At 71.2% G+C, this 20,253-nt stretch carries 17 protein-coding genes; 12 read left to right on the forward strand and 5 right to left on the reverse strand.

Annotated features, from left to right (window positions below):
• Position 1 precedes the first annotated feature (1 nt).
• Entirely contained in the window at positions 2-670 is a 669-nt protein-coding gene (locus ACWEFB_RS17295; protein WP_452286498.1) for a HEAT repeat domain-containing protein, read from the reverse strand.
• A 200-nt stretch (positions 671-870) separates the two neighbouring features.
• Here ACWEFB_RS17295 and ACWEFB_RS17300 point away from each other — a divergent pair, with 200 nt between their 5' ends.
• A complete protein-coding gene (locus ACWEFB_RS17300; RefSeq protein ID WP_452286500.1) occupies positions 871-1,590 on the forward strand; it encodes a hypothetical protein in 720 nt (239 codons plus the stop codon).
• 34 nt (positions 1,591-1,624) lie between these two features.
• Here ACWEFB_RS17300 and ACWEFB_RS17305 read toward each other — a convergent pair whose 3' ends face one another.
• Positions 1,625-3,568 carry a serine hydrolase gene (locus ACWEFB_RS17305; protein WP_452286502.1) on the reverse strand — a complete coding sequence of 648 codons (1,944 nt, stop codon included), beginning with the start codon at positions 3,566-3,568 and terminating at the stop codon, positions 1,625-1,627.
• A 220-nt stretch (positions 3,569-3,788) separates the two neighbouring features.
• Entirely contained in the window at positions 3,789-4,070 is a 282-nt protein-coding gene (locus tag ACWEFB_RS17310; RefSeq protein ID WP_326559026.1) for a helix-turn-helix transcriptional regulator, read from the reverse strand.
• A 226-nt stretch (positions 4,071-4,296) separates the two neighbouring features.
• On the opposite strand from ACWEFB_RS17310, the gene ACWEFB_RS17315 reads away from it, so the two are divergent.
• The 6 genes from ACWEFB_RS17315 (at position 4,297) to ACWEFB_RS17340 (ending at position 10,188) form a co-directional block, all read left to right on the forward strand.
• A complete protein-coding gene (locus tag ACWEFB_RS17315; RefSeq protein ID WP_452286504.1) occupies positions 4,297-5,115 on the forward strand; it encodes a hypothetical protein in 819 nt (272 codons plus the stop codon).
• A gap of 168 nt (positions 5,116-5,283) precedes the next feature.
• Positions 5,284-6,168 carry a fructosamine kinase family protein gene (locus ACWEFB_RS17320; protein WP_452286506.1) on the forward strand — a complete coding sequence of 295 codons (885 nt, stop codon included), beginning with the start codon at positions 5,284-5,286 and terminating at the stop codon, positions 6,166-6,168.
• Positions 6,169-6,203: 35 nt separating this feature from the next.
• Positions 6,204-6,443 (forward strand): cytochrome P450, encoded by a 240-nt coding sequence (locus tag ACWEFB_RS17325; RefSeq protein ID WP_452286508.1) that lies wholly within the window; start codon positions 6,204-6,206, stop codon positions 6,441-6,443.
• A gap of 77 nt (positions 6,444-6,520) precedes the next feature.
• The gene (locus tag ACWEFB_RS17330; RefSeq protein WP_452286510.1) at positions 6,521-7,474 is read left to right on the forward strand and encodes a hypothetical protein; all 954 of its coding nucleotides are present in this window, start codon (positions 6,521-6,523) and stop codon (positions 7,472-7,474) included.
• Positions 7,471-9,153 (forward strand): M16 family metallopeptidase, encoded by a 1,683-nt coding sequence (locus ACWEFB_RS17335; protein ID WP_452286512.1) that lies wholly within the window; start codon positions 7,471-7,473, stop codon positions 9,151-9,153. Before ACWEFB_RS17330 ends, ACWEFB_RS17335 begins: the two co-directional genes overlap by 4 nt.
• A gap of 168 nt (positions 9,154-9,321) precedes the next feature.
• Positions 9,322-10,188, forward strand: coding sequence for an oxidoreductase (locus ACWEFB_RS17340; RefSeq protein ID WP_452286514.1), 867 nt, complete (start codon positions 9,322-9,324; stop codon positions 10,186-10,188).
• Between the two features lie 8 nt (positions 10,189-10,196).
• Here the strand turns inward: ACWEFB_RS17340 and ACWEFB_RS17345 are convergent, their stop codons facing one another.
• Positions 10,197-10,982, reverse strand: coding sequence for a TetR/AcrR family transcriptional regulator (locus tag ACWEFB_RS17345; RefSeq protein ID WP_452286516.1), 786 nt, complete (start codon positions 10,980-10,982; stop codon positions 10,197-10,199).
• Positions 10,983-11,077: 95 nt separating this feature from the next.
• Here ACWEFB_RS17345 and ACWEFB_RS17350 point away from each other — a divergent pair, with 95 nt between their 5' ends.
• From ACWEFB_RS17350 to ACWEFB_RS17370, 5 genes are all read left to right on the forward strand, one after another.
• Positions 11,078-12,076 carry an ATP-binding cassette domain-containing protein gene (locus tag ACWEFB_RS17350; RefSeq protein ID WP_452286518.1) on the forward strand — a complete coding sequence of 333 codons (999 nt, stop codon included), beginning with the start codon at positions 11,078-11,080 and terminating at the stop codon, positions 12,074-12,076.
• A complete protein-coding gene (locus ACWEFB_RS17355; RefSeq protein ID WP_452286520.1) occupies positions 12,073-12,900 on the forward strand; it encodes an ABC transporter permease in 828 nt (275 codons plus the stop codon). Before ACWEFB_RS17350 ends, ACWEFB_RS17355 begins: the two co-directional genes overlap by 4 nt.
• A complete protein-coding gene (locus ACWEFB_RS17360) occupies positions 12,897-15,716 on the forward strand; it encodes a DEAD/DEAH box helicase (protein WP_452286522.1) in 2,820 nt (939 codons plus the stop codon). Before ACWEFB_RS17355 ends, ACWEFB_RS17360 begins: the two co-directional genes overlap by 4 nt.
• A complete protein-coding gene (locus tag ACWEFB_RS17365) occupies positions 15,713-16,540 on the forward strand; it encodes an SWIM zinc finger family protein (protein ID WP_452286524.1) in 828 nt (275 codons plus the stop codon). The genes ACWEFB_RS17360 and ACWEFB_RS17365 overlap by 4 nt, the downstream gene beginning before the upstream one ends.
• Positions 16,541-16,750: 210 nt before the next feature.
• The gene (locus ACWEFB_RS17370; RefSeq protein ID WP_452286526.1) at positions 16,751-18,469 is read left to right on the forward strand and encodes a S8 family peptidase; all 1,719 of its coding nucleotides are present in this window, start codon (positions 16,751-16,753) and stop codon (positions 18,467-18,469) included.
• A gap of 86 nt (positions 18,470-18,555) precedes the next feature.
• On the opposite strand, the gene ACWEFB_RS17375 is transcribed toward ACWEFB_RS17370, so the two are convergent.
• Positions 18,556-19,842 (reverse strand): hypothetical protein, encoded by a 1,287-nt coding sequence (locus ACWEFB_RS17375; RefSeq protein WP_452286528.1) that lies wholly within the window; start codon positions 19,840-19,842, stop codon positions 18,556-18,558.
• Positions 19,843-20,253: the final 411 nt, after the last annotated feature.

The following is a 20,253-nucleotide window of genomic DNA, read 5'->3' on the forward strand; positions in this document are numbered from 1 at the left end:
GTCACCCCTCCTGACCGGTCCCACCCAGGGCCATGACGCGCTTCGCCTCATCGATCGCGTACTCGAATCCGGCATCCGGGTCGCGCGACAGCCGTTCCGTGGCGATCGCGTGCTGACGTACCCGAGGGTCGGGATCCGTCATCGCGGCGCGCAGCGTTGGCACGACCATCTCGCCGAGCGCGATCAGCGCCCGGCTCAGGCTCAACTGCGTCTCACGCTTGCCCCGCCCGAGTTGTGTCGCCAGCACTCCGGCCAACTGGGGTTCCTCACCTGCGGGCACGAGTATGACCGCTGCCCGCCAGGCGCTCCGGGCCACCTCGTCGTCGGCGTCGGTCAGCAGCGCCCGGGTCATCGCCGGCCACGCCTGCCGATCCCCGATCTTGGAGAGCGTGTGCAACGCCTGGCTTCGTGCCTGCGTACGCTCCGAGCGGAGTTCGTCGATCAGCTTCGGGACCGTCAGTGCCGCTGATTGGCGGGTGAGTGCCCAGGTGAGCATTTCGCGTACGTAGAACTCGGGCTCGATCGCGCACCGCTCGATGAGCTTGTCGATGAGTTGCGGGTCAGGGGTCGTACCGACCGCCAGCGCTGCCCGCAGCCGTACCGACGAGCTGCTGTGCTCCAGCCCCCGGAGGGCTCGAATCGCATCCGTGTCCTGTTTTGGCATGGTCATCGGGACCACCTCCCTGACCCCAGTCAAGACCTTGTCACTGTGTCAAGGTCAAGCCGGCCGCGCTGTGGAATTGCCCGGCTGTCTCGCATGCGACTCGTGAGGGTGTCGCCACGGGTGGTGACGGTATACATACCTGAGCCGCGTTCGCATTGGAAGGTTGAGCGCGGTAACCCCGAACCGCGCTGACTGAGGAGTTCGCCGTGACCGAGGCAGTTCACACCGTAGTAAAGACGAAGGCGCAGATCATGACGGGCGTACAGAAGGCGATCAACTCCTCCGTGCTGGCGAATGTGGTGGTGGCCAACCCCTGGAACACGCTGAACCAGAACGACCTGGTGACGCAGAGTGGGTACACCGCCTGGGCGCCGAGCCTCGTGGGCCCGGGGGCGCAACTGAAGCCCCTCAGCGCCCAGATCAAGCTCGGGCTGGACCCCGAACTCCGGGGCAAGACCGACCCGGAGATCTACGCCGCCATGGGGCGGGCGTACCTGCGGGTCGGTCAGGAACGCCTTCTCGCGGCGAAGAAGGGGGTGTGCCTGGGGACGTGCGTGGACATCTGTTGCCTGGTGGTGGCACACCTGGGGTCGATGTTCAGGGATTTGTTCAACCCGACCAGCACTATCGAGGTGTGTTTCATGGCCACCCCGGGGGAGGCGTCTCACGCACTGGTCGTGGTGGACCGGGCGCAGGGCAGTGCGTTGGGTGACCATTCGACCTGGGGTCCGGACGCCTTTGTCATCGACCAGTGGTACGCGCTCCAGCGCAACTCGGCGCCGGGATCCCAGGCCGTCAAGAACCTCGATCCGCACGGCGACTTCTACGACCCGGGTTTCATCCCGTTCCTTACCGTGAGCAGGCTCCACAAGCCCGTTGTCCTGGCGAGGAAGGGCATCTTCACCGCCCAGGACTTCATCTCCTGAGGAGGTACGCCCGGCTGACCGCTGCCGGTACGGATCAGGTCCGGCTTCTCGTCCATCCGTCCGGCTGGAACAGTGCCCCGTCCTCCGGTCGGCTGTCGTCGAACAGGGGACCCTCCGGACCGTCCACCCGTACGCCGTCGACGTAGACGCCGCGACCGTGCGGGGCAGGGCCGGTGGTGTAGCGCCAGCGCAGCTCGGTGACCCCGCCGGGCAACCGTGCCGACGCCTGCAACCACTGCCGGCCCTCGAAGCCCGAGAACGCCCCGTCTGTCTGCCAGGGGTGGCCGTCCGGCCGCAGTGAGAGCGGAACCCGGCGCCAGGTCGCGCCGCCGTCGGAGGACGCCTCCACCGCACCGAGGTCGGTGTCGGCGGTGTCGTACCAGAGGTCGAAGGAAAGGCCGGCGCCGCCGTCGGGTACGACGAGCGGGATCGTCAGCGTGGCATTCGTGTTGCTGGCGGTCCCGGCGAACCAGTCGGTTTCGCCCCGCACGAGGCGTACGGGCAGGGCGAGCGCGAGGTCGGTGCCGACGGCGGCCCGCGCCTGGTTGTTGCTGCCCCAGATGCGGCTCGGGTGCACCCGGTTGGTCAGCAGGATGGCGAACGAGTGCGCCAGCGGGTCGATGACGATCGAGGTGCCGGTGAATCCGGTGTGTCCGGCCGTCACCGGTGAGCTGAGCGCACCCATGTAACGGCGCTGCTCCAGCTCGAAGCCGAGGCCGTGCGCGTGGCCCGGGAACATCTGGTTGTAGTTGGTGAACAACTCGCGTACCGACTCCTGGGAGAGGATCCGGGTGCCCTCGTAGTCCCCGCCGTTGAGCAGGGTCTGGGCCAGCACCGCCAGGTCGTACGCGGTGGAGAAGACCCCGGCGTGACCGGACACCCCGCCGAGGCAGTACGCGTTCTCGTCGTGCACGCTGCCCCGGACGAGGCCCCGACCGATCGACCGCTGGTATTCCTCGGCGGCGATCCGGGGCTTGAGCGACGCGGGCGGGTTGAACATCGTCTCGGTCATGCCGAGCGGCACGGTGATCTGTTCCGCGATCACCCGGTCGAGGGTCTGTCCGGTGACCGTCGCGATCACCTGTCCCAGGGTCATCATGTTCATGTCGCTGTAGAGGAAGATCGTGTTCGGCGGCGCGATCGGCTTCACCGCGTAGACGGCCGCCCAGCGTTCGTCGTTGTTCGCGTACGCGCACAGCGACGGGTCCGGGTCGGCGGGCAGCCCGGACGTGTGGGTGAGCAGGTTGAGAATCGTGATGGTGGCCTTGCCGTTCGCCGCGAACGCCGGGATGTACTGCGCGACCGGGGTGTTCAGGCCGATCCGGCCCGCCTGGACGAGCTGCACCGCCGCGATCGCGGTGAACAGCTTGGTCATCGAGGCCACGTCGAAGATGGTGTTCGCCTGCATCGCGATCCACTGGTCCCGTGGCAGCTCGGTCGGGGTGTCGTCGGCGTAACGCAGGGCGTACCCCGCGACGTCGTGGGCCACGATCACGCCCTGGTGCGCGGCCAGCGCGACCGCGCCGGCATATTCCGGGTACGTCGGGGACGGTTGCAGGTAGCTGTTGATGTCGACGGCGATCTGGTCGATCCACCGGGGGTCGAGTCCCACCTGTTCGGCGGTGCCGTAGTGCAGCGTCTGCGCCGGGTGGGAGAACCGGATGTCGGTGCTGTTGACCGTCGGCGGAATGCTGGTGACCGAGGGCGGTACGACCCTGAAGGCCGGTGGTACGTCCGCGACCTGCGGCGGCACGTCCGTGACCTCGGGCGCCACATCCGTGGCCACCGGCGGCACGTCGGTGATCAGGGGCGGCGCGTCCGCGAGGGCGGGCGGCACGTCCACTCGCGCGGGTGCGATGCCGGTGACCGCCGGTGGCACCTCGGTGGACGAGGCTGTCCCGGTCGGCGCGGCGACGGCGGTCAGGGTGGCGGCGGTGAAGAGGGCCGCAACGGCGCGCAACGTACGTCCGAGAATCATCGACTGCCTCCGCGTCGCGGTAGCTGAGTACCTCCCCGCCTCGGTCGTACTCGTGACGGTCGGTGACGGTTCGTGACGCAGAGCCTATACATGGCAAACGGTGCAACCCGGCCATTTGCCGAAGGTTGCTCACATCAGGTCGGACTCGTCCCCGGCCGGTTCTCTCTGGTCCGCTGTCGCCAGGATGCGGGCCCGGCGGGACGGTGAGCCCCGGCGTACGTCAGGCGGCCAGAGTCGTTGCCGTCGGCGCGTGTTCCGGCCGGTGCGGGGAGTCGGGTTCGCCGAGCGCCTCGGGTGTGAGCCAGCCCCGGTGGGCCGCGATCGCACCGAGCGCACAGCGGTTCGGCGCCCCCACCCGATCCATCAGGCGGCGCAACTGGCGCTGCATGGTCCGTACGGCGACGAAGAGGTCCGCGGCGATCTGTTCGTCGCTGTAGTCGGCGATGATCAGGTGGACGATCCGGCGCTCGCGGTCGCTGATCGGGCCGCGGTCGTCCGGCATGGCAACCTCCCCGTAGGTCATCATGTCTGCCTGTCGGTGGTTTGTTGGTCACCGACCGCCGATGCCTAGATCATCGATTGTGATGTTTCGTCCGTCAAGCGGCCTGACATTCTGGCGTCAACGTGTCGATCCACCCTTCCGGTCCGCCGACCCCGTCCCTAGGCTCCACGCTCGGGCGCCCGCGACCGGTGGACGCCGATGCAGACATGTCCTGGAGGCGATGTCCATGCGGGGGCGAAAGTTCAGTCTGAGCCGGATGCTCGGTACGTCCACTGTGCTGGCCGGTCTGTTGCTCGGTCTGGTGGCGGCACCGGCCTCGGCCGGATCCGCGGCATCCCCGGCCGGCGCCGACGAGGCGGCACGCGCCCGGGCCACCGGCGCGTCGGTGGAGATCGTCGGATGGCGTACGGCCACCCAGCGGGTCTACGCCAACCCGGACGGGACCCGGCGAGCGGTGTTCTCGCTGCCCACCGGCGACGCCGCGGCACTCAGCCAGAACTGGTCGGGTTCGGCGAGTTGGACCTCGGTGAGCAGCCAGTACCCGAACCAGCCGTACTGGTTGGACAGTGTGGCTCGGGTCGGTTACCTCTCCGACGCCGGCTCGACCGGGGTGTGGCGCTCGCTGTTCCAGTTCGACACGGCGACGTTGCAGGGGAAGGTCATCGAGAACGCCACCTTCCAGATCCTCCTCAACCACTCCTGGTCGTGCCAGCCCACCCCGGTGCAGCTCTGGCAGACCTCCCCGATCAGCCCGTCGACGACCTGGAGCACCCAGGGGCCCTGGGTGGCGCAGCTCGGCCAGGTCAGCGCATCCGCGTACAGCGGGTGTGGGCAGTCGCCGCGGAACGTGGCGTTCGGCGGCGCCGCCCTGCGTAACCTGATCCAGGAGGGCGCGTCCGCGTCCAGTACCACCGCCACCGTCGGGCTGCGCGCCGCGAGCGAGACCAACCAGACCCAGTGGAAGCGGTTCACCCCCGCGAACACCTCGCTCACGGTCGTCTACTCCGACCCGCTGCCGCCGGTGGAGCCCACCCACCTGTCCTAGGCTCCAACAGGAGATCCGTCCGGACCTGTGGTGACGCGGGTCCTGCTCGTGGGGGTTTTGTTCGTGGGAGTGTGCAGCCACCGTCGGGTCCCAGCGGATGCGGCGGTGGCTGCCGCCCACGAAGAAGACGGATCTGGCGAGCAAGACCCCGGACGGGAGGAGTCCGTCGTGACACGCTCGACGTCGTTCCTGCGTGAGTGCCTGCTCCGGGCCGGGATGCGCGAGGTCGTCACGGTGGAGCCGGCGACGGGCGGGCTCGCGGCGCTCGCGGGCATAGCCACCCGCCGGGACGCGCCGCCGGTGTTCGTCAAGGCCCTCACCGACGCGCCCGCCGACGATGTCTTCGTCGCGGAGGCCGAAGGGCTGGCCGCCCTGCGTGAGCTCGGCGGCGTGGCGACACCCGAAGTGATCCTGGCGAACCGGGAACTGCTGGTGTTGTCGGTGCTGCGGCCGAGGCCGCGCAGCGAGATCTTCTGGGAGCAGTTCGCGCACCTGCTCGCCCGCCTGCACACGAGCACGACCCACCCTCGCTTCGGATGGCACCGCGACAACTGGCTGGGCCGCCGCCGTCAGACCAATACCTGGAATGACGACGGCTTTGCCTTCTTCGCGCAGCACCGGCTGCTTCGATGGCTCGGGCAGCCGCGCGTCGAGGCGGCACTCAACCGCGGGGACCGAGCGGCGCTGGAGCGGCTGTGTCACCGGCTGCCCGACCTGCTGCCGGATCGGCCGGCCTGTCTGACGCACGGTGACCTGTGGGCACAGAACATCCTGGCCACCGCGGACGGGCAGCCCGCGCTGATCGACCCGGCGGTGTCCTACATGTGGGCCGAGGTCGACCTCGCCCATGTGTGGTCCACCTCGCCCCCGCCCGAGGCGCACCGGTTCTTCGACGTCTATGCAGACCTGACCTCGCTTGATGCCGACTGGCGGGCCCGCATGCCGATTGTCCAGCTTCGACAACACCTCGCCGTGCTGGCCCAGTTCGACGACGACTGGGGCGCGGGTGACCAGATCCGTGCGACCCTTGCCCCGTTCCGCACACGAGCCTGACCGGAGGCCCGACGGCTGGGCGCAGCCCGTACGACGTGTTGCGCGGGCCGTGGCATCGTGCCGCCACGGCCCGTGCACCGTCGGCCCACCTCGGCTACGCCCACGGCCCGCACTTCTGTCTCGGGGCGGCGCTGGCCCGGACCCAGACCGAGGTCGCGCTCACCCGGCTGCTGGACCGCTTTCCCGACCTCGCGCTCGCCGACACACCTACCGGATCCGGCCGGCTGCCCGATCCGGGCACCTGGCGCCTCGCGGCCCTACCCGTGACCCTCTGAACCGCGGATCCGGGACGCGCTCCGGGCGTCACGCCCGGGGCCACCGGATCGGGGCGACACTGCTTATGATCTTCGCCATGCCCGCCGCCCCACCCCTGGCCGTCACCGCGGATCCGGCCGCCGCCTACCCCGAACTGCCCCGCCTCCGTACCGCCCTGCAAAGCCGGGACTGGGACGGCGTGACCGCGATCCTCGCCGACCAGGAAACGGCGGGACGTACCCGGCTGATCCGTTTCGCGGGAGAGTCCGAGACGGCCGACCAACTGTCCCGGGAGCGGCTCGGCGCCGACCCGGCCGACACCCTCGCCGCCGGTCTGCTGGGCTCGCGGCTGATCGAGCAGGCATGGAAGGTACGCACCGGGGCACGTGCACAGAACGTCAGCCGGCTCCAGTTCATCTGCTTCCACGAGATCCTCCGCGAAGCCGAACAGGTGCTCATCGACGCCGCCGCGTACGACCCGAGCGACGCGGCGATCTGGACCCAGCGCCTGATCACCGCCCGAGGGCTGGAACTGGGCAAGTCGGAAGCCCGCCGCCGGTACGACCGGCTCGCCGAGCACGACCCGCACCACCTGCCCGCACAGTCCCAACTCCTCCAGCAGCTCGCTCCGAAGTGGAGCGGCACGCTGGAGGAGATGCACGGCTTCGCCCGTACGGAGATGCTCGCCGCGCCGGAAGGGGCACCGAACGCGGTCCTCGTCCTGGAGGCGCACATCGAACACGCGCTGCTGGAGCTGAAGGGCGACGAACGGGCCCGCTACTTCCGCAAGCCCGAGGTACGCGAACAGGTGCAGGAGGCGGCCGCCCGGTCGATCCTGCATCCGGCGTACCGAAGGACGGTCGGCTGGGTCGCGGTGGAGAACACCTTCGCCTTCATGCTCACGATGATGGACGACTACGTGTCGGCCGCCCGGCTCTTCGCCGGGCTCGGACCGCTGGCCAGCGAAACACCGTGGGCCTACCTCGGCAACCCGGTGGATCTGTTCACGCAGTTCCGTGACCGGGCGATCAAGAAGGGTGGCGCGCGATGATCCGCCAGATCGAGGTCGACGGCGTACCGACCCTGCTCGCCGGAACCACCGGTCCGATGCACGCGGGGCTGATGTTCCGGGTCGGGCAGGCCGACGAGACGCTCGCCCGTCGGGGCATCACCCACCTGCTGGAACACCTGGTGCTCTTCCCGGTCGGCACCGCGGACTACCACTACAACGGGGCCACCGGCAGCGTCATCACGTACTTCCACATGCAGGGGTCGGCCGCCGACATCACCGCCTTCCTGGTCGGGGTCTGCCGGTCCCTGCGGGACCTCGCCACCGACCGGCTGGAAACCGAGAAGACCATCCTGCGTACGGAGTGGAGCAGCCGGAACGGTTCGGCGACCGACCAGATGTCGCTGTGGCGGCACGGCGCCCGTGACTACGGCCTGCTCAGCTACCCCGAGTGGGGGCTGTCCGGGCTGTCCGCCGACGACCTGCGGGACTGGGTGGCCCGGTACTTCACCCGGGAGAACGCGGTGCTCTGGATCGCCGGCGACGACGTGCCGCCGGGCCTGACGCTCGACCTGCCGTCGGGACAGCGGCAGACCGTACCGGTGGCGTCCTCGGCGCTGCCGGTCACCCCGGCCTTCTTCCACGGTTCGTCGCGGGCGACCGCGTGGGACGCGGTGGTGCCGAGGACCGCCGCCGCCACCGTGTTCACCGGCGTACTCGAACGGGAACTGTTCCGCAGCCTGCGCCAGCGCAGCGGGCTGTCCTACACGGCGGCGGCGAACTACGACCCGCGCGGCGACGGGTTCGCCGTCATCACCGCGATCGCCGACGCCCTGCCGGAGAAGCAGGACGCGGTGCTCGGCGGCTTCGTGGACGTCCTGGCGAAGCTGCGGGTGGGGCGGATCGACGAGGCCGACGTGACCGCCGTGGTCGGCAAGTCCACCGAGTCGCTCGCCACCGGTGAGGCCGACGCCGCACGTCTGCCCGGAGCCGCGTTCAACCTGCTCACCGGCCACCCGTTGCATTCCGGTGACGAGCTGGTGCGGGAGCTGAAGGCGGTGACGGTCGACCAGGTGCACGAGGTGACCGGGATCGCGCTCGGCTCGGCGCTGCTGATGACACCGCACGGGCGTACCGCCGACTGGGCCGGCTTCACCGCCGCGCCGACCGGCTCCGAGGAGGCGGTACGCGGCACGACGTACCAGGGGTTGGGCAACGTGTCGTCGCGGCTCGTGGTGGGGGAGTCGGGGGTCAGCCTGGTGCCGACGGAGGGCGAGCCGGACACCGTACGGTTCGACGAGTGCGCGGTGCTGCTGGCCTGGCCGGACGGCGGACGTCAGCTCATCGGCACCGACGCGATCGCGGTCCGGATCGAGCCCACCCTGTACCGGGGCGCGGAGGCGCTGGACATCGACGACCGGGTGCCGGCGGAGCTGCGGGTCGACCTGCCCGCCCGTGACCCGGAGCAGATCCCCCGACCGGGAACGGCGGCGTCTTCGACCGGTGCCGTGTCGGCCGGCGGGCGGGTCACCGCCAACCGGCTCCAGGCCGGTGCCCTCGGGCTGGTCACCCTGGTGGTCGGGGCGGTGGCGCTGGGGGTCACCATCGCGATGATCGTCGGGGCGATGGAGTTCCGGCTGCTCCCGGCGATCGGCGCCTGGATCATCACCGGCTACCTCGGTCGCATCTTCCTCGCGAAATGGCAGGGACGGCAGGACTAGACGGGTTGGGTGGCCCTGCCACTCCCAGGAAAACCGGGACTCAGTCACCCGCGTCCACGAGGGCGCACAGTCGAGGAGCACACGGGCCGACCCCAGTAGCGCGGACACCGAGCTGGTCGCTACTGGGGTCGATAGCCTGAATGTACTTTTCGACGCGAAAGAGGCGACATGACCCGCACTGCCACCGGAGGCGTCTTCACCGGCATCGACGGCTTCACCGTCAGCCGGATGGGTTACGGGGCCATGCAACTGGCCGGACCCCACGTCTTCGGTCCCCCGAAGGACCGCGACCAGGCGATCGCCGTACTGCGCGAGGCGGTGGAACTCGGGGTCACCCACATCGACACCGCCGACTTCTACGGTCCGGTGGTCGTCAACGAAATCATCCGGGAAGCCCTCCACCCGTACCCGGCCGACCTGCGGATCGTCACCAAGGTCGGTTCCCGCCGGGGCGCGGACGGCTCCTGGATCCCATCGCTGGGTCCCGAGGACCTCAAGGCCCAGGTACGGGAGAACCTCCAGCACCTCGGCCTGGACGTCCTCGACGTGGTCAACCTGCGGGTGGGCTCGGCGGAGGGCACCTCCGACGAACCCCTCGCCGAGCAGTTCGGTGCCCTGGCCGAGTTGCGCCAGGAAGGCTTGATCCGTCACCTCGGGCTCAGCGGCGTCACCCCGGGGCAGCTCACCGAGGCGCAGGCGATCGCGCCGGTGGTCACCGTGCAGAACCTCTACAACCTGGCCCGGCGCCAGGATGACGACCTGCTCGACCGGTGCGCCGCGGAGAGCATCGCCTTCGCCTCGTTCTTCCCGCTCGGCGGCTTCACCCCGTTGCAGCACGACACGCTCGTCGACGTCGCCGCCCGGCTGGGAGTCTCCGAGCAGCAGGTCGCGCTCGCGTGGCTGCTCCAACGGTCGCCCGCGATGGTCCTCATCCCCGGCACCTCGTCCCTGGCCCACCTGCGGGAGAACATCGCCGCGGCCGACCTGGAGCTGTCGGCCGACGCGGTCGCGGAACTCGACACCATCGGCCGGTAGCTGGCGACTCACTCCGCCGGCTGGCTCCGGCCGGCGGAGTGATCCGTACGTCGGACGAAGACCTCGATCCCGTCGAGCACCCGCTCCAGGCCGAACTCGAAGGCCCCGTTCGGGTCGTACGCGCCCTGGTTCGCCTCGCCCGCGGCGCTGCCGACCGCGCTCGCGACCGGGTACCTGTCCGGGTCGAGGACCTGCTCCAGCAGCGGGGCCTGGGCGGCCCACCACTGCTCGTCGGTCATCCCCGTCCGGCGTTCGACCTGGGCCGCCTCCACCGTGCCCCGGGCCGCACCGGCGACGTACCCGAGCAGCAGGGTGAGCACCGAGTCCATCTCCACCTCGGTCAGCCCGATACCGGACAGCGCCCGCAGCTCGTAGTCGTACTTGGCGATCAGGTGCGGGCCCATCGGGGGGCGCTGGACGGCGACCTCGAGCATCCACGGGTGTCGCTGGTAGGTGGTCAGGTTCTCCCTGGCGATGTGTTCGAGGCGGGTCCGCCAGTCCAGGTCACCCTCGTCCGGCCGGTCCATCCGCCCCAGCACCGCGTCGAGCATGACGTCGACCAGTTCGGCCTTGCTCGGCACGTACGTGTAGAGCGACATCACCCCGACGCCGAGCCGCTCGGCGAGCTTGCGCATGGACAGGGCGGCGAGGCCCTCGGCGTCGGCCAGCTCGATCGCCGTGTCGACGATCCGGTCGACGGTCAGCCCGGAGCGGGGCGCCGGCTTCTCCGGTCCGCGCCAGAGCAGGGCCATGCTCCGGGCCGGGTCTCCGCTGCCGGTGTACTCGGTGGTCATGGTCGCTCCCGGGGACGCTCGCGATTCGGGTTGGCACTCGCCAACCGTACGGTGTACGGTCTGCTCCGTACGCCGTACGATCTTAAGGGGTCCGGATGGTAGTGGCAGCGGCAGCCGTACAGGTCGAGGGTCTGGTCAAGCGCTACGGTGGGCGCCCCGCACTCGACGGATTCGACCTCTCCGTACAACCCGGCACGGTGCACGGCCTGCTCGGGCCGAACGGCTCCGGCAAGACCACCGCCGTACGCATCCTCACCACACTGCTCCGACCCGACGCCGGCCGGGCCCTGGTCGCCGGCTACGACGTCGTACGCGACCCGGTCGCGGTACGCACCCAGATCGGGTTGGTCGGCCAGCACGCCGCGGTGGACGAGATCCTCGGCGGCCGGCAGAACCTGGTCATGTTCGGCCGGCTCTACCACCTGCCCGTGGCCACCGCCCGGCGCCGGGCCGACGAACTGCTCGCCCGGTTCGGTCTCGCCGACACCGGCGACAAACCCGTCGGCCGCTACTCCGGCGGCATGCGCCGGCGGCTCGACCTCGCCGCGAGCCTGATCCTCGCCCCACCGGTACTCTTCCTCGACGAACCGACCACCGGCCTCGACCCGCGCAGCCGTGCCGAGGTCTGGGACGCCGTCCGGGGCCTGGTCGCGGGCGGCACCACGGTCCTGCTCACCACCCAGTACCTGGACGAGGCCGACCAGCTCGCCGACCGGATCTCGGTGATCGACCACGGCCGGAGCATCGCCGAGGGCAGCAGCGACCAGCTCAAGTCGCGGCTCGGCGGGGACCGGATCGACGTGGTGGTCACCGACGGCGCCCAACTACCCGTGGCCGCCTCGGTGATCGCCGGGATCACCGGCGCCGAGCCCGAGGTCGACCCGGACACCCGGCGGATCAGCGCACCCGTCGCGGACCGGGTCCCCGCGCTCACCGCCGTCGTCCGGGGACTCGATGCCGCCGGGGTCGACGCCGAGGACATCTCGCTGCGCCGCCCCACCCTCGACGAGGTTTTCCTGCACCTGACCGGGCGGCCGGCCACCGCCGATGACAGTGGCACCGCCGCCTCCGACAACCAGAAGGTGACCGCGTGACGACCCTCGCCCCACCCCCGCCCCGGTCGGTGCTCGGCCGGCTGCGCTGGGCCGTCGCCGACGGCTGGACGATCACCCATCGGGACCTCTCCCACTGGGCCCGGCAGCCGTGGCAGATCGTCATCGCGCTGCTCTTCCCGGTGCTGACCGTGCTGATGTTCGGCTACCTGCTCGGGGGCGGCATGACCGTGCCGGGCGGCGGCGACTACCGGGAGTTCCTGCTACCCGGGATGTTCGCCCTGACCATGGTCTTCGGGCTGGAGACGACGTTCGCCGCGGTCGCCACCGACGCTGCCAGGGGCGTCACCGACCGGTTCCGGTCGATGCCGATGGCACCGTCGGCGGTGGTGGTCGGTCGCGGCACCGCCGACCTGCTCAACTCGGTCGTCGGCCTGGCCCTGATGATCGGCTGCGGGCTCGCCGTCGGCTGGTCCTGGCACCAGGGCCCGGTACGGGCGGCAGCCGCGATCGGGCTGCTCCTGCTGCTGCGCTTCGCGCTGCTCTGGGTCGGGATCTGGCTCGGCCTGCTGGCCAAGGGCCCGGAGGCGCTGGTTGCCGTACAGATCCTGGTGTGGCCACTGGGGTTCCTGTCCAACACCTTCGCCGCGCCGCAGACCATGCCGGGCTGGCTCGGTGCGATCGCCGAGTGGAACCCGCTCTCCTCGACCGTCGCCGCGACCCGGGAGCTGTTCGGCAACCCCGGGTGGGGTGGTGACTCCTGGATCGCCCAGCACGCCCTGCTGATGGCGGTGCTCTGGCCTACCCTGCTGATCGTGGTCTTCTTCCCCCTCGCCGTACGCCGTTACCGCAGGCTGGGCGCGTGACCGGCGGGCTGGTCGCGGCGGGCGATCCCACCGGGGAGGGGCCGCGGGTCGAGCTGACGCGGTGCGCCGTCCTGTTCGAGCCGGCCGATCCGCCCCGCGCCGGGACGGTGGCCTTCTGGACCGCCGAGGGTGCACCGGAGCCGGTGGGCGAGCCGGGCAAGCTCACCGTCCTCACCCCGGATCCGGCCGACCCGACGGCGGTCACCACCCGTACGGTCGAGGCCCGCCGGCTGCCCGTACGCGACGCCCTGCCGCTGCTCGTACGGGCCCGCCGCGACGACGGTACGGCCCACCCGGCGGCGGTGTTCTGGGGTGCCGCCGCCGACGAGGCCCTGCACCTGGTCGGCCGGGGGCGGCTGCTGCCGGGCATCTCCCCGGACGGGTTCGACGCCTGGCGGATCGGCCCGTTCGACGAGTCCGACCTGGAGCGGGTCGCCGCACTCGGGGCCGCGATGCCGGCCACCGCGCGGGCGATCCCGCTGCCCGAGCACGACCCGCCCCGGCTCCCCGACGCCGTGACGCTGGTACGCCGGTTCCTCGACGCGGTCGCCGACACCCTGCCCCGGCGCCCCGACGCCACCGGCCCCTACGCCGCCGACGCACCACAACCCGCCGCGGAACTGCGCGACTGGGCCGGGGAGATCGCCGCGGTGGACACCGGGATCCGGCTGTCGCTGCGGATCGAGGCCGATCCGGACGACGTCGGCACCCAGCCGCTGCGGGCGGTGCTCCAGGTCGCCGACCGGGGCGACCCCGGCTCGCTGGTCGACGCCCGTACGCTCTGGGCGCCGACGGGCGGGGCGGGATCGTGGGCGGGCCGGTCGGACAGTGCCCGTACCGACACCAGCCTGGCCGTACGCCGCGCCGGGCGGGTGTTCCCGCCGCTGGGGCGCCTGCTCGACGACGCGGTGCCGGACACCCTCGTACTCGACGACGACGAGGTCACCGACCTGCTCGGTGGCGGCGCCGCCCGGTTGGCGGCGGCCGGGGTGGCGGTGCACTGGCCCCGGGAACTGGTCGCCGAGTTGAGCACCACCGCGCTGCTCGGCGGCGGCCGGGACCTGCCGGCCGGCAGCGGCGGGCTGTTCGGCGACGGCCGGCTGCTGGAGTTCAACTGGCAGGTGGCCCTCGGCGGGACCCCGCTGAGCGCGGCGGAGATGGACCAGCTCGTCGAGGCGCACCGGCCGATCGCCCGGCTGCGCGGTCGGTGGGTCCTGGTCGACCCGGAGACCGTACGCCGGGCCCGGCAACGGGTCCTGCCTGCGCTGAGCCCGGTCGCCGCCCTCGGCGCCGCGCTGACCGGCACGGTCGAGATCGACGGGCGGTCGGTGCGGGTCGGCTCGACCGGCTGGCTGGAGGACCTGCGGCGGCGCATCGTCGACGCCGACGGCGGCTCCGAGCCGCTGCCCGCACCCGCCGGACTGGCCGCGACCCTGCGCGACTACCAGCTTCGCGGTCTGCGCTGGCTGATCCGGATGACCTCGCTCGGCCTGGGCGCCTGCCTCGCCGACGACATGGGACTCGGCAAGACCATCACGCTGATCGCCCTGCACCTGCACCGCAGCCGGGATCCGGAGACCGCCGGGCCGACCCTGGTCGTCTGCCCGGCCTCGCTGCTCGGCAACTGGGAACGCGAGATCCGCCGGTTCGCCCCCGGTGTGCCCGTACGCCGGTTCCACGGGACCGGTCGGGATCTGGACCCGGCCGACGGGTTCACCCTCACCACGTACGGCACCATGCGGCTGGACGCCGCCCGGCTGGCCGGTCAGCGCTGGGGGATGGTCGTCGCCGACGAAGCGCAGCACGTCAAGAACCCGACGTCGGACACCGCCAAGGCGTTGCGGACCATCAATACCGGGGCCAGGGTGGCGCTGAGCGGCACACCGGTGGAGAACAACCTGACCGAGCTGTGGGCGATCCTCGACTGGACCACGCCGGGGCTGCTCGGCCCGCTGCCCGCGTTCCGGGAGCGATGGGTGCGCCCGGACGGGGCGGCCGACCTCGACCGGCTCGCCCGGCTGGTCGGCCCGTTCCTGCTGCGCCGGCGCAAGACGGATCCGGGGATCGCCCCGGAGCTGCCGGCAAAGACCGAGACCGACCGGCCGGTGACCCTGACACCGGAGCAGGCAGGGCTCTACGAGGCGGTGGTCCGGGAGACCCTGGAGCAGATCCGGCTCAGCACCGGGATGGCCCGTCGGGGTCTGGTGCTGGCGCTGCTGACCGCGTTGAAGCAGATCTGCAACCATCCGGCGCAGTACCTGGCCGAGGAGGAGCCCCGGCTGCGCGGCAGGTCCGGCAAGCTGGAACTGCTCGACGAGCTGCTCGACACGATCCTCGCCGGTGGGGGAGCGGCCCTGGTCTTCACCCAGTACGTGGCCATGGCCCGGCTGCTCGAACGGCACCTCACCGGGCGCGGGATCACCACCCGGCTGTTGCACGGCGGCACCCCGGTCCACCGGCGCGAGGAGTTGGTGGAGCGGTTCCAGGCCGGCGAGGTCCCGGTGTTCCTGCTCTCGCTGAAGGCCGCCGGGACAGGGCTCAACCTGACCCGCGCCGACCATGTGATCCACTACGACCGCTGGTGGAACCCGGCGGTCGAGGACCAGGCCACCGACCGGGCGTACCGGATCGGGCAGACCCGGCCGGTGCAGGTGCACCGGCTGATCGCCGAGGGCACGGTGGAGGACCTGATCGCCCGGACCATCGCCGACAAGCGCGGGCTGGCCGACGCGGTCCTGGCCGGTGGCGCGGCGGCGCTGACCGAGTTGACCGACGACGAACTGGCCGAACTGGTGACCCTGCGGGAGACGGCATGACCGACGGCGGCAGTGGCGGCGGCGAGGTGCTGGGCTTTCCGGCGTTCCCGAAGGGGTTGCGCCGGATCCCGCGCTTCGCCCGGTCGTGGTGGGGACGGGCCTGGCTGACCGCGATGGAGGAGACCGCGCTGGACAGCATCCAGCTCCGCAAGGGGCGGCGGTTCGCGTACGGGGGACACGTCGGTTCGATCACGGTGAGCCCGGGGCGGCTCGCCGCCACCGTGTACGACGACGCCGGTGGCTCGTACCGGACGGTGGTGGAGGTGGAGCGGCTCACCGGCCCGGAGTGGGAGCGGCTGCTCGGGGCGATCACGGCGAAGGCGGGTCACCTCGCCGCCCTGCTCGACGGGGACGTCCCGCAGGAACTGGTCGACGCGGCACACGACGTCGACGTACGGCTGCTGCCCGGGATCGGTGACCTGCAACCGCACTGCTCCTGCCCGGACTGGGAGTTCCCGTGCCGGCACGCGGCGGCGCTCTGTTACCAGTCGGCGTGGCTGATCGACGCGGATCCGTTCGTGCTGCTGCTCCTGCGCGGTCGGGGCGCCGCCGAGCTGCTCGGGGACCTGCGACGGCAGCCATCGAGCCCGGTGCCGGGGTTCGGGGCGGGACCGGTCGGGGTCGCCGCGACGGAGGCGTTCGCGCTGCCGGTGGCCGCGCTGCCGCCCGTACCGCCGGGTCTGCCGGAGCTGGACCTCGACGGACTGTTGCCGGCGGTGGTGGCCGGGCCGGGGGTGGAGCCGGGGTCGCTGCGGCGGCTCGTCGCCGACGCGGCGCACCGGGCGCGGGCACTGGGCGGCCGGACTTCCGGTACGGCCGGCTGATCCTCGGCGGTGTGCCCGTCTGAGCGCAAATGTCAGTTGACATTGATGGTGATAGATCGACAAGTAGCACTGTCCAATGTGGTGACTCGCGACCGGATCGATGAAAAAGTGTGGCCAGCCATTGAAGGTCATCGCTTGCCGTTCGATCCGGAAAAGCCCTGATCAGATGGGCTCTCGGGCCGATCGGTCGTCCCCGAGGAGGCACTGTCCATGTACGACAGTCAGCACGTCGGATCCGGCAACGGACCGGCCCCGCACGACGCTCGACCCGTCCGTAGCCGGTGGCGTTCAGCCGCGTCCGTGGTCCTGGGCGTCGCGCTGGTGGCCGGCGGTCTGGCCGCCCCCGGTGTCGCCTCCGGCGCCGATCCCGGCCGGGTCGCGGGACCGGCGCCACTGCTCGCCGCGACCGGCACCGCCATCCCCGGCAGTTACATCGTGGTGCTGAACGGGAAACCCGGCACCGCCGACGCCGCACGGGCCGGGTCCGCGGTCTCCCGGGCCGCCGCCCTGGGCGTCGCGATCGAGCACCGGTACGACGCCGCCCTGAACGGCTTCTCCGCCCGGCTCACCCCGACTCAGATCGCCGCCCTGCGCGACGACCCCTCGGTGGCCTACCTGGCACCGGACCAGCGGGTCGGCATCGACGTCGCGCAGACTCCCGCCACCTGGGGCATCGACCGGATCGACCAACGCAATCTCCCGCTGGACAACACCTACAACTACGACCAGACCGGCGCCGGCGTCACCGCGTACGTCATCGACACCGGGATCCGGCCCACCCACACCCAGTTCGGCGGTCGGGTCTTCCCCGGTTACACCGCCATCGCCGACGGCAACGGCACCAACGACTGCAACGGTCACGGCACCCACGTCGCCGGCACCATCGGCTCCACCACGTACGGGGTGGCCAAGGCGGTACGCCTGGTCCCCGTACGGGTCCTCGACTGCGGCGGGGGCGGGAGCTTCGCCAGCGTCATCGCCGGGATCAACTGGGTCACCGCCAACCACTCGGGTCCCTCGGTGGCGAACATGAGCCTCGGCGGTGGGGCGTACCAGCCGATCGACGACGCGGTCACCAACTCGATCAACTCCGGGGTCACGTACGTGCTCGCCGCCGGCAACAACAACGGCAACGCCTGCGCCCTCTCCCCGGCCCGTACCCCCACCGCGATCACGGTCGGCGCCAGCACCAGCGCCGACAGCCGGGACACCACGTACTCCAACTGGGGTCCCTGCCTCGACCTGTTCGCCCCCGGCACCGCGATCACCTCGGCCTGGCCCTCGTCGGACACCGGCACCAACACGATCAGCGGCACCTCGATGGCGAGCCCGCACGTGGCCGGCGCCGCCGCGCTCTACCTGGCCACCAACCCGACCGCCACCCCGGCCACGGTGACCGCGGCGATCCTCGGCCGGGCCACCCCCAACGTGCTGTCGAACGTCGGGACCGGCTCACCCAACCTGCTCCTGTACACCGGAACCGTGCCGGTGACGCACGCCGGCATGACCTGGCGGGTGCTGGAGCAGCGCGCCGACAACGTGGTACGGGTCGGCGCCGACGAACTGACCAACGCCTACCTCGGCGACACCCCGGCCACCGCGTCCCTGCCGCTGCTCTGCCTGCTGGGGACCGGTGCCCCGGTCCCGGCCGGCATCGTGCCGAACCAGTACGCCGGCTGGTCCAGCGGCAGCGTGCAGATCACCGCCCCGGTGCTCGGTTCGCAGCTCACCAGCCTGGCGGCGGCGAACGCGGTCTGCGCGACGAGCTTCGGTGCCGGCTGGCGGATGGCTGAGTTCCACGACGGGGTCTACAGCGCCGGTCGGTTCACGCTCCGCAGCGGGTGGAGCTTCTGGGCCAACGGCACCCCGGCGGCCAACACCCGGTTCTGGGCCCACATCAACGACCAGCCCGCCAACCCGTGGAGCTGACCGGACCGTCCTGAACACCACCGGCCGCCGTCCCCCGTGCAGTCGCGGGAGGCGGCGGCCGGTGCCGTCGCAGAGTTGGGAAGCGATCAGGAGACGCTGATCGCCCCGTTGCCGGACCGTACGCAGGCCACCGTGCGGTTGACCGTGGCGGCTGCCCCGGTCAGGCACTGACCGAGGACCGCGTGTCCGGCGGCGTTCGGGTGCCACGACTCCTGGCAGGTCTGGAAGTACGACACACAGCTGTTCGCGATCCGCTGAATGGCGATCTTGTCGTACCCGGAGAGGCTCTGCAGGAAGACGCCGGTCGGCCCGTCCTGGAGCCGGATCGGGGTGGCGAGCGTACCGGCCGGGCTGTTCGCCGCCTCGCAGAGCCGGGCGCCGTCGAAGGCCCGCTGGACGTTGAGGTACACCAGGTCGTCGCCGGGGAACTCGGCCCGCATCGTGTTGTGCACCGACTGGACCAGCGAGCCGAGGTTGCCGGAGAAGAGGTGACCGGCGGCGAGGCTGGCGCGGTGGATCGGGCAGCCGGCCGCGTACCGTTCCGCGCCGAGGTCACGGAACTTGTCCCGGCTGTCGTCGCGGCCGTCCTCCTCGTGGAACCTGGACTCCAGGTCGAACGGGAGCGGGTTGGTGTAGTCCTGGAAGACGACCCGGTGCTGGCCGTCGGGGTCGATCTGGTCGAGGGTGCTGAGCAGTTGCCGTACGGCGGTGGTCGTCTCGGCGGTGGCGGCGCTGACCTGTGCCGGGGTGGCCAGGTCACCGGAGCTGCACGGGGCCTGCTCGACCGGGCCACCGAGGTAGGCCCAGAACTCCCACCAGCCGGTCCAGGCGTCGGCGACGAACCGGTTGGCGCACTTCGACGCGACGTCGCCGAAGGTGAAGGAGCTGTTGTTCGAGCCGAGTCCGATCAGGACCAGGTCGATGTCGTGGGTCTGCGCGACCGCGCGGAGCTGGTCGAGCTGCGAGGCGACGGTACGGCCCTTCGCCCGGTTGACCGAGGCGGTGGCGATGTCGTACGGCTGGCCGCCGGAGCAGGCGAGGTTGAACCGGCTCTGGATGCCGGGCAGGTTCGCCTGGTTGAGCGAGGCGTTGGCGGACCGGTGACAGAAGAACGCGTTGTTGTTCGGCGCCGACCAGCCCGGAAAGCCCTGGGCCACGCCGTTGACGTCGACCACCGGGGTGTACGCCCCGGCGCCCTCGCCGCTGATGAAACTGTCGCCGAGCGCCACCGCGGCGGTCGGTAGGGCCGCGACCTCCGCGACCGGTCTGGCTGCCGCGCCGGATCGGGCCGTGGTGGTGGCCGACAGCGCATCGACCGAGCTCAGGGTCGCGACGAGGGCGACCACGAGCGCGGTACGACGGAACATGGACATGTGTTGTCCTCCCTGCTGGCTCGCAGAATGCGAGATATCTTCGCGACCGCGATCAGACCACGCCTGGCGCCCGCCGTCAACGATCGATCCACGTGGTTCTGTCGGTGATCCGACCGGATCCGGGCAATTCCGATCGGTCAAGTGTGAAATTGGCCTGGTCGGACCAGTGGAGACCGATGGCGGGGATTCTCGGCGCCGTACTCGGTACGGGTGGTGGACGGTGGTCGGGAGGCGGGTGCCGGCGTCCCTCGCGGACGGATCGTTTCCGCCATCGACCGAGGTGGGGCGGTGTCCGACCGGCACGTCCGGGTGCGTCGATCAGCCGGTCGGAACCGGCACAGTGGACCCGGTCGCCGGCTTGTCGGGGTCGGCGGGCGACCGCTCACCCGACGCAGTCGATCACTGTCGGTG

Source organism: Micromonospora sp. NPDC004704, from assembly GCF_053601675.1.